This window comes from Micromonospora sp. NPDC049060, from assembly GCF_040649055.1.
Lineage (GTDB): Bacteria > Actinomycetota > Actinomycetes > Mycobacteriales > Micromonosporaceae > Micromonospora > Micromonospora reichwaldensis.
Genome location: NZ_JBEZEV010000087.1, coordinates 21512 through 29055, shown reverse-complemented (window position 1 = coordinate 29055; position 7544 = coordinate 21512). Strand labels below are relative to the sequence as shown.

Annotated in this window: 8 protein-coding genes; 1 reads left to right on the top strand and 7 read right to left on the bottom strand. The window is 72.0% G+C overall.

The annotated features are described in order from the left end of the window. Positions 1-128: 128 nt before the first annotated feature. Genes AB0B83_RS24740 through AB0B83_RS24715 form a run of 6 tightly spaced genes read right to left on the bottom strand, consistent with a single transcriptional unit; the run spans position 129 to position 5216 of the window. Positions 129-1427 (bottom strand): SDR family oxidoreductase, encoded by a 1299-nt coding sequence (locus AB0B83_RS24740; RefSeq protein ID WP_357580168.1) that lies wholly within the window; start codon positions 1425-1427, stop codon positions 129-131. A 58-nt stretch (positions 1428-1485) separates the two neighbouring features. Next, positions 1486-3039, bottom strand: a complete 1554-nt coding sequence (locus AB0B83_RS24735; protein WP_357580167.1) for a long-chain-fatty-acid--CoA ligase — start codon at positions 3037-3039, stop codon at positions 1486-1488. Further along, on the bottom strand, positions 3036-3287 hold the full coding sequence (locus AB0B83_RS24730) for an acyl carrier protein (protein ID WP_311410357.1): 252 nt from the start codon (positions 3285-3287) through the stop codon (positions 3036-3038). Before AB0B83_RS24730 ends, AB0B83_RS24735 begins: the two co-directional genes overlap by 4 nt. Before the next feature lie 2 nt (positions 3288-3289). After that, positions 3290-3562 (bottom strand): phosphopantetheine-binding protein, encoded by a 273-nt coding sequence (locus AB0B83_RS24725; protein WP_132240601.1) that lies wholly within the window; start codon positions 3560-3562, stop codon positions 3290-3292. Further along, positions 3559-4578, bottom strand: coding sequence for a hypothetical protein (locus tag AB0B83_RS24720; protein WP_357580166.1), 1020 nt, complete (start codon positions 4576-4578; stop codon positions 3559-3561). Before AB0B83_RS24720 ends, AB0B83_RS24725 begins: the two co-directional genes overlap by 4 nt. Further along, entirely contained in the window at positions 4575-5216 is a 642-nt protein-coding gene (locus AB0B83_RS24715) for a hypothetical protein (protein ID WP_357580165.1), read from the bottom strand. The genes AB0B83_RS24720 and AB0B83_RS24715 overlap by 4 nt, the downstream gene beginning before the upstream one ends. 272 nt (positions 5217-5488) lie before the next feature. Between AB0B83_RS24715 and AB0B83_RS24710 the strand changes: the two genes are divergently transcribed. Next, a complete protein-coding gene (locus tag AB0B83_RS24710; protein WP_357580164.1) occupies positions 5489-6544 on the top strand; it encodes an NAD(P)/FAD-dependent oxidoreductase in 1056 nt (351 codons plus the stop codon). Between the two features lie 117 nt (positions 6545-6661). On the opposite strand, the gene AB0B83_RS24705 is transcribed toward AB0B83_RS24710, so the two are convergent. Beyond that, entirely contained in the window at positions 6662-7537 is an 876-nt protein-coding gene (locus AB0B83_RS24705; protein ID WP_357580163.1) for a TauD/TfdA family dioxygenase, read from the bottom strand. Between the last annotated feature and the right edge of the window lie 7 nt (positions 7538-7544).

Genomic DNA, 7544 nt, shown 5'->3' with positions numbered 1-7544 from the left:
AACACCCGCCGGGGCATACCGGGACCGGGACGGCCACCGACGTTCCCGGACTCCTCCACTGTGCCGGACTCCTCCACGGGGCACGGGTGCCAGGTCGGCCGGCGTCGCTGACGCGCGAGAGGGAAGGGTCAGACGGCCCCGACGGCCACCGGCTCGGCTGCGGAGGCCGGAGCGGGAACCGGCGCGGCAGCGGCGACGGGAGCCACCGCCTCCTCGGGCAGGTACTTGCCGAGCTTGCGGATCCGCCTGGCGTTGTTGACCAGGACGTCGATCGGCGGCAGGTCGCTGTCGAGCCGCACGGTCGTCGGGTTGGCGGCGGCGTGGTGGATGTTGCTCAGCAGCGTGTGGAACGACCGCGGGAACAGCGAGCGTACGAACTTGGACTGCTGCCGCCCGCGCTTGATGCTGGTGATCGGCTTCGACCAGTCGATCTGACCCGGCCGGAACCGGTGCTGCCGCATCAGTTCGCGCCGGAACTCCTGCCACGACACCAGCTTCAGGTCGAACCGCTCGGCGATCTCGCGGGTGGTCGCCGGAGTCACCGGGTAGCTGATCGGCCGCGGCGCGTCCGACAACGCGTTGTCCACGACCGACCGGGCCAGCACGTCGCCGGCGACGATCGGGCTGGTGACCTCCGAGTCCCAGATCAGGCCCAGCTGGAGCATGTGCGAGATCATGTTCCAGAACGAGTACTCCATACCGGGGTCCTTGAACCCGGTGGGCGCGCCGCCCAACGCGAACGGCGCCTGGTAGATGTGGATGGGCACGCCGTCACGGTTCGCCCGCAGGCTGAGGTGCTTGACGACCCACTTCATCCTGCTGTAGCCGGTGTAGAAGAAGCTGTTGCGGTAGAAGTCGCGCCGCTGCTGGTAGACCTCGCTGCCGACCGAGCCGATCACGTGCAGGGTCTTGAACCGCTCCTGCAGGCAGAACTCGGCGAGCCGGAGCGTCGGCAGGACCTTCTCCTCGCGGTACCGGGCGTAGGGGTAGTCGTGGGTCGTCGCCCCCGCGGCGTCGATGACCACGTCGACCTCGGTGAGCAGCTCGTCGTGGGCGGCGCGGTCGAGCCCCATCGCCGGCTCCAGGTAGCTGCCCTCCAGGACCGACAGCTTCCCGGTGTCGGGCAGCTCCATCTTGTACTTGCGCAGCTGCCGGGCGATGCGGTCCTCACCGGACTTGTCGCCCTTGCGGCGCACCAGGGCGTAGACCGTCGCCACCCGGGCGTCGCCGAGGAGCTCACGCAGCATGTGCATGCCGACGTATCCGTTCGCGCCCAGCAGGAGCACGTTCTTCGGCTCGTCGGCACCGCGTCGGGGGAGCCGGCCCGCTACCGCTCGCGGGTCCTCCGAGTAGCCGAGCGAGAGCCGGTTGGGGCTGCCTGTCGACAGCGCGATCCGGTCGCTGTTGTGGCGCAGGAAAATGTGCATCGATCCGCCTTTGCACGAAGGGTGGGTGTTGGGAGCCGGACGGGGACCGCGCCGGCTGTCAGGCCACGCGCCGGTCGAGGTGCTGCCAGAACCTTTCGCGCAGCTCCCGCCGGAGAAGCTTCCCGCTGGGGTTGCGGGGCAGCTGGTCGACGAACTCGAAGCTCGCCGGGATCTTGAAGTCGGCGATCCGTCCCCGCAGGAACGGGGTGAGATCGCGGGCGGTCGCGGGCTGGTCGGGGTGGGTCACCACGAAGCAGTGCACGACCTCGCCCCAGTGCTCGTGCGGCACGGCGACGGCCGCGGCCTCGACCACCCCCGGGTACGCGCAGACCGCGTTCTCGATCTCCGCCGGGTAGACGTTCTCGCCGGCCACGATGATCGTGTCCTTGATCCGGTCGCGTACGAAGAGGAAGCCCTCGTCGTCCAGGTAGCCGGCGTCGCCGGTGTGCAGCCAGCCGTCGACCAGGGTCGCGGCGGTGGCCTCGGGCAGGCCCCGGTACTCGATCATCCGTGCCGGCGTCGACAGGCAGATCTCGCCGACCTCGAACGGCGGCAGCACCCGGCCCGTACCGTCGATGATCTTCACGGCGAAGCCCGGGTACGGCCGGCCGGCCGCCTGCATGCGCGGCCCGCCGACGACGTGCTCCGACGGCGGCAGGCAGACGGCGGTGTTGCCGCTCTCGGACAGGCCGTAGATCTGCGCGAACTCGCAGTCGAACATCTCGATGCTGCGGCCGAGCAACGCCTCGGAGATCGGCGACCCGCCGTAGACGATCTTCCGCAGCGAGACGAAGTCCTCCCGCTTCGGCCGGGGCGGCGCGAGCATCATCTGCAACTGGGCCGGCACGACACACGCCGTGGTGACGCCGTGGCGCCGGATGAGGCGGACCGCCTCGTGTCCGGCGAACACCCGGACCGACACGTTGGTGATGCCGGCGCTGAACCCCTGGATCGACCACCAGAGCCCACCGATGTGGAACCCCGGAATGCCGATCAGGCTCACGTCGTCCGGCCGCCAGTCGATCCAGTCCAGGCCCTCGGAGGCGAGCGCGTCCCGCACCGCGAAGAAGCTGCGGTGGGCCAGCACGACACCCTTGGGGTTGCCCGTCGTGCCGCTGGTGTACACCTGGGCCAGGGGCTGCTCCTCGGACCAGGACGGGTCCAGGTCGCCGTCCTCGTCGGCCTGCCAACCGGTGAAGCCGGCCAGCGACACGACCTCGCTCAGCTCGGGCAGGTCCGGCCGCAGCGCGTCGACGGTGTCCAGGAGGTCCTCGTCGCAGAAGAGGACCGTGCTGCCGGAGTCGCGCATGATGTGCCGGATCTCGCCGGCGCGCAGCCGCCAGTTGATGGGGACCAGCACGGTGCCGGTCTTGGCGCAGGCGAACAGGACGTCGTAGTAGTGCTCGGACTCCTTGCCCAGGTAGGCGACGCGGTGCCCGGCCGTGACCCCGGCGCGCCGCAGGGCGTGCGCCGTCCGGTTGCTCGACCGGTGCAGCTGCGCGTAGCTGACCGTACGGTCCTCGCAGTGCACCGCCGGATGGTCGGGCCGCTGCCCGGCGTGGAAGGCGACGACGTCGTGCACCGTGCGCAACTGCGGGTGGTACGCCGTCATCGGCCCGTCCCGTCCGGGACCGCCAGCGTCTCCTCGAGGTACTGCACGATCGCCGGGCCGGACGCGAGGGCCGGCAGCAGGTTCGGGTCGATCTCGATGCCGAACGCGCTCTCCAGCGCCATCATGAGCTGGATCTGGCGCAGCGAGGTCCAGCCCGGGACGGTGTCCGGGTCCAGGCGCTCGGGCAGCTCGTCCGGTGCGACACCGAACACCGAGCCGACCACCTCGCGGACGCGGGTCTCCAACATTGCTACTCCTTGGGTGTCGCGCCGGGGCCCTGCCCCGGGGTGAAGAAACGTCGCGTGATCCGCGAGATGGTGCGGAAGTCGTCCGTGCTCACCTCGTCGAGGGAGATCTCCGTGCCCAGCTCCGCCTCGATCAGGTAGAGCAGCTCGACGAAGTGCATCGAGTTCAGGACGCCCGTGTCCACGAGGTCGTCGTCGAGCCCGACCGAGTCGATGTCCGGACATCTGGCGCGCAGGAACGTGGTGAGGAACTCCGGAACGGTCTCGGTCGTACTCATGACCCCTCCTGGGGGCGCGTCGGTGCGGGGAGGATCTTCGTGGTGAGCCGGGCGGCCGACGGGTCGCCGGCGCACCGGTGTTCGGCCACGGCCCGTCCCGTGGACAGGCCCGTCGGGATGAGCCGGTTGGTGCGCAGCGCGACGGCCGGATCGCGCAGCAGCGGGTTGGTGTCGCGCACGGTGGCGGAGAACAGCGCGAAGACCGGGTCGATGACCTTTGTCGCCCCGTCGGCGTCCTCGACCTCGACCCAGGCGTGGACCAGGTCGAGCATGCCGACCACCCAGCCGATCCGGGTCACCGCCGGGATGCCGGCCCGGTGGCAGAGCTGGGCCAGGTACCGGCTCGCCGAGTCGCAGCTCGCCACGCCGTGCGTGGTCACCAGGTCCACGTCGTTCTGCAGGGCCTCAGGCAGCTTGACCCAGCGCAGGTCCATGGCGGCGAACTCGGCGGCGATCGCGCGCAGCTCCGGGGAGCGCAGCTCGGCCCGCTCACCCGTCGTGTGGACGGTGGCGGTGACGGCGAGCTGCGACGCCGTACGGGTGACGGTGTCGCCGTGCTCGGCGTCCGGCCCGGCGACGCCGCCGGCGGGTTCCACCGTCAGGTCGTGCACCGCGCCGCCGCAGCGTTCGGGGCGCGGCAGCGCCAGCGTGCTGGTCGGCTGCGGGCCGCACGCGTCGGCGGCACACGCGATCCGCAGCGCGAACCGGGAGGCGCGGGGCGCGAGCAGCTCCTCGGTCGACGAGCGCATCCACCGTAGCGAGTAGGCGAAGGCCTGCTCCGGCACGGTCGTGCCGGTGCCCGAGTACAGCGCCAGGTTGAACAGGTCGCGCGAGTCGAAACGCTCCTCGCCCGGGTCACCACTGGCCGGCAGCCCGCGGTCGAGCAACGTGGAGAGCGTGTGGTCGTCGCAGCCGAGGACCTGTCTCGCCGAGGCGCGGTCGACGTCGCCGAGCCGGTGCTCCGGCGGGACCGCGAAGAGCGTGTCCAGCCCTCGGGTCAGTCCGGCCGCCGTCATGACCGCCCCGGGTGGTCGCGCCACATCGTCTTGATGACGCTTCCGGTGCTCAGCACGTACTCGTCCACGGACTTCCAGCCGAGCATCTCGTTGATCTGCACCTGCTCCGGTCCGGCCGAGGTCTCCAGGTAGCCCGGCAGGCCGAGGGCCTCGGCCCGCGCCTGGCCGGCGCGCATGAGGACGTAGCCGACGCCGACCGAGTCGACCCGCCGGCCGAGCACCGCGAACCACACGTGCGGGCTGTCGGGGCGCATCCGGTCCAGCGCGTTGGAGATGCGGACGGCGTGCACCACGGCCCGCGGCCCGGCCAGCAGGCACGCCACCGAGCGCAGTGCCCACCCCCACCACGGCGTGGTGCGCTCGTCGCCGTAGAGGACGAGGATCCCGTCGAGCCGGTCGGCCCGGTACGCGGCGAGGGTGATGCCCGAACTCATCAGCTGGGCGATCACCAGTTCCGCCAGGTAGAGGGCGGTCAGCGCCGACCGGCGCTGCCACCGGGGGAGCGAGCCGGCGGCGGCCCAGATGGCGCCGTTCTCGTACGCCTGGGCGAGCAGCCGGGAGCCCGCCCACAGCTGTCCCCACCCGAGGTCCCGGACCTCGAGCCTGGGCTCCGGGCGCGCGATTGTTCGACTGTTCACATTTCACCCCACGTACAGACGGGAGCCCGCTGACCTGGGTGAATTTAATGGTCTTGGGTAATCGGCCAGTAATAACAAGATCCCTCCGACGGATTGCGCCGTTGCGGCGACCTCAGGGCTGTCGCGCGACGTCGCGCCCCGTCGCCCACGAGGACCGCGCACCTCGCCGGGCAGCTCCCTTCCCCGGGTCGGGTCCGGATGCGAGACTGAGTCGTGTCGCGTGACGACCTCGGGAGCCCGCCGGAGCACCACCGCGCCGGGTCGGTGCCGGCGTGATCGCCGGCCACTGGGAGGTCGTCGTGGTCGGCGGCCGGATCGCCGGAGCGTGCACCGCCTGGGCCCTCGCGCCGTACGCGGAACGCGTCCTCGTCCTCGACGCCTCGCGGCCCACCGCGTACTGGCCGCAGCAGTCCACCTGGGACCGCTCCGGCAACCTCGCCTGGGCCGAGCTCGGTCTGCTGGAGACGGTCCTGGCCTGCGGCGCCCCGCGCACCTACGGCGACACCCAGCGCATCGGCGAGGACGTGGTCGAGCGGGTCTACCCGCGCGAGGACGCGTACTCGTACCGGATGAGCGTGCCCCGCGAGGTGCTGGACCCGGCGCTGCTGGCCGCGGCGCGCGGCCGGGGCAACGTCACCGTGCGGCGCCCGGCCCGGGTGCGGGACCTCACCATCGACGGGGGCAGGGTGCGCGGCGTGACCGTCCGGCACGGTGCCGTCGACAGCGAGGTCACCTGCGACCTGCTGGTGCTGGCGGACGGCCGGCTGTCGCGCAACGCCGAGCGCGTGGGGGCGGAGGCCTACCGGGTCGTCGAGTCACCGTGGTTCGCGCTGCTGGCCTACTACGAGAACCTGCCGCTGCCCACCGACCGCTCCTACTTCTCGTTGCAGGACCGCAGCGTCCTCATCTCGACGCCCTGCGGCGACAAGCAGTGGTGCGTCGCGCTCGACCTGCACCAGAGCCTCATCGACGAGACCGGCCGGCACCCGGCGCGCTCGTACGAGCGGATGGTGCGCGACGACCCGTATCTCGGTCCGGCCGTCGCCGCCGGCCGCCGGAGCACGTCGATCGGCGGCGCCGGGCGGATGCGCATGCTGCGCCGGCCGATGAGCGGGCCCGGCTGGTGCCTGGTCGGCGACGCCGGCTACCACCTGGACCCGGTCACGGCCCAGGGCACCCGGGCCGCCGTGGTCACGGCCCGGATCCTGCGGGACCGGATCGCGGGCGCCGGCCGCGTCGCGGGCGCGGACCTGACCGGCCTGACCGGCGAACGCGACGCCGCCCTCGACGACGACTGGGCCTACACCGAGCAGATCGTGCGCGGCTGACCGACGCCCCCCACCGGCCGACGCCCCCACCGGCCCGCGCCCTCCACCGGCCGACGCGCCCTCACCGGCCGGCGAGCGGATCCGCCGCCGAGCCGGCGCGGGGGTCGGCCCGACCGGCTACGCCACCGGCCGGCTGCCGTTGATGGTCACCCGCTGGCCGTAGCGGGAGTGCGGGTAGTAGTCCCAGACGGCGTGGTGCTGGGTGCAGCGGTTGTCCCAGAACACAAGCGTGTTCGGCGTCCAACGGACCCGGCAGCTCAGGATCGGCTGCTGGGCGACCCAGCCGAAGAGCATGTCCAGCAGCGCCCGGCTCTCGTGGCGGGAGAGCTGCACGATGTGCGACGTGAAGCCGGCGTTGACGAAGAGCAGCTTGCGGCCGGTCTCCGGGTGGCGTACGACGACCGGATGCTCGCTCTTCGGCACGACGTACTCCGGCGGCGGGGTGTGGCCCTGCCACGGGATGAGGCCGTCGTGGATCGCGGTCAGCCCGTCGAGGAAGGCCCGCATCGGCGGGGAGAGCATCTCGTACGCCAGGTGCATGTTCGCCCAGAGGGTGTCGCCGCCGACGCCGATCTCCGGCGTCCTGGTGACGTAGAGCATCGAGCCCAGCGACGGCTCGGCCTCGGCGGTGCCGTCGGTGTGCCAGTCCTCGCCGGCCACGAACCGCGAGTCGCGGCCGGCGCTGATCTCGAGGACGGCGGGATCGCCGCCGTCGAGGTCGGCGAGGGGCTGCCGGCGCAGCTCGCCGAAGAGGCCGGCGAAGCGCTTGTGGTCCTCGGCGGAGAGCACCTGGTCGCGGAAGACCAGCACGTGGTGGGCGAGGAAGGCGCGCCGGACCTCGGCCAGCTGCCCGTCGGACAGCTCGGTGGCGAGGTCGAGGCCGGAGACCTCCGCGCCGATGACCGGAGAGATCGGCCGGACGGTGATGGTGTCGTAGCGCTCCGGCGGGCGGGTCGTCGCCCGCTCGACGGCGGCAAGGACGTGCTCTTCCATGCGTTCC

Coding starts and splice junctions, on each gene's coding strand:
- AB0B83_RS24735 (WP_357580167.1), bottom strand. CDS start 3,039: ATGACGGCGTACCACCCGCAGTTGCGCACGGTGCACGACGTCGTCGCC.
- AB0B83_RS24705 (WP_357580163.1), bottom strand. CDS start 7,537: ATGGAAGAGCACGTCCTTGCCGCCGTCGAGCGGGCGACGACCCGCCCG.
- AB0B83_RS24725 (WP_132240601.1), bottom strand. CDS start 3,562: ATGAGTACGACCGAGACCGTTCCGGAGTTCCTCACCACGTTCCTGCGC.
- AB0B83_RS24740 (WP_357580168.1), bottom strand. CDS start 1,427: ATGCACATTTTCCTGCGCCACAACAGCGACCGGATCGCGCTGTCGACA.
- AB0B83_RS24730 (WP_311410357.1), bottom strand. CDS start 3,287: ATGTTGGAGACCCGCGTCCGCGAGGTGGTCGGCTCGGTGTTCGGTGTC.
- AB0B83_RS24720 (WP_357580166.1), bottom strand. CDS start 4,578: ATGACGGCGGCCGGACTGACCCGAGGGCTGGACACGCTCTTCGCGGTC.